Below are 1735 nucleotides of genomic sequence, written 5' to 3' on the forward strand. Positions count from 1 at the left end.
CCTAAATCGTACGATTTATATACAAAAAAAGATATTTTTCGATCGAGATGATCCTTGTGACCGAAAACAGAGGACAGAATGGTTCGTTGGTAATTAGTTTTGAGCAAGAAAGATTGAAAATTAAGCCCTCACCTTATGAAAACCTTCCTGCTCAACGCCAAAAGTTTACATTAGGGACTTACCGAACACACTTCACCCCATATTTCAAATTGCCAATCACTATTATTCAGGTAATTGCAACCCGAGAGTTGCATTTTATCCATAAATTGCCAATATCCAGTAACTCCCAAACGGAGCGCGTCGTCTTTAAAATGATTCGATGCCCCGTGTGAACTACTTTTACCGCGATATCGATTATCTCACGTCGAATGCGTGTAGCATAGCAACGCTGTGGGATAATATCGCCAGCAATGTCTTTACGAAATGATTCCATGAGGAAATGACTGATCACCATAAGCGAATAATATGCGCCATTCATGCCAAAATGGGTAAAAGGAAGGTGCTCACTCCCCATGAACTCTTTAATCGACCGGTGGTTGAGTTCCTCTTCTCCATTATGATGAGCGAGTTTAACGATCGCTTCCGTTTGTAACAGGTCGTACCGGTTACGATTTTTCAGTTCACCATCGGCATCGTCATTGTTTCCAAGATTGGTGTACATAACCGTGTCGCGTATCCCCTCAAGAACATACTGATCTTCATCGGCTACAAGTGTCGTCAATATTGTACGACGGCTTGTTTCCCAGCGATCGAGTTTGCTCATAAAATCATAACATACCCATGATGCACGTTTGGCCTTCACCCGTGCGCTCACAGGGGTAGTAATGCTTTGCAGCGTTTTATATACTGATGAATAGAGCTTTCCAATAACAACATACTTAATCTTCAACTCATTCTCAAAATATTGCAGGTTCTCATCGGATAAAAATCCGCTATCCGCATTCAGAATTATCGGTACTTGTTCATCATAGCGTCCCCTGATAAACCGGACCAAACGGGCAACAGCCTCTTTTGCATCGTTACCGTGATTGGAATGCTTTTCGCCGCTACGAAACTGCATGTCGACAATGTATGGCCCCCAGTTGATCTGAAGAGGCTGAAAGCCAAGCACCTTTTTATATGTTACGTTACAACCTTCTCGTACCTTGGCACCATTATTATCAAGTACCATAGTGTCCAGGTGTAATACGACAACTGAGGGTTTCTCCTGTTTAAGGCGCCAGATAAAAAGCTCATTCAAAAGTGACCGGTATGATGAATAGGAGTTGCCGTTGAACTTGCTGAAAAAACGCTTCATCGATGCAGTACTAAGTAGTTCATCAACATCGCGCTCAATTACTGCTGCATATCCAGGATCTTTTTTGAGTTCATCAAACCGTGCTATTGAGTGTTTGGTGCCATCCATACAAAATGATATAAATTGTCTGGCACATTCACTGATTGATTCACCTTTGCCGCTTTTCCGTAAATGACCAAATTTTTCTTCAATCATTGGTAAGAAACCTGTCCTATCAAGGTATCGAAGTATAAAACTCAATCCACCCCTGCCTGAAAGAGTGTCGTTGGTGATTTCAACATCACTTATCTTGCTTTCTTTTCTGTCGTAACCTATCTTCATTGTATCACCTTTTGAGTGTTGTTTTCTTGTTAGTAGCTATAAGCTTTTCACCTATAATCTACTACATGAAACGCCTCAAAGGGTGCTTTTTTATGTAAATGTATCGTTCGATTTAGA

Annotated in this window: 1 protein-coding gene; it reads right to left on the bottom strand. The window is 41.2% G+C overall.

Annotated features, from left to right (window positions below; genetic code table 11):
* Positions 1–226: 226 nt before the first annotated feature.
* Entirely contained in the window at positions 227–1618 is a 1392-nt protein-coding gene (locus tag QA601_18845) for an IS1380 family transposase (protein ID MDG5817160.1), read from the bottom strand.
* Positions 1619–1735 lie beyond the last annotated feature (117 nt).

Source organism: Chitinispirillales bacterium ANBcel5 (assembly GCA_029688955.1).
GTDB lineage: Bacteria > Fibrobacterota > Chitinivibrionia > Chitinivibrionales > Chitinispirillaceae > Cellulosispirillum > Cellulosispirillum alkaliphilum.

What these genes read in the sequence shown, in the direction of transcription:
- QA601_18845 (MDG5817160.1), bottom strand. Translation starts at nt 1,618, where the DNA reads ATGAAGATAGGTTACGACAGAAAAGAAAGCAAGATAAGTGATGTTGAA.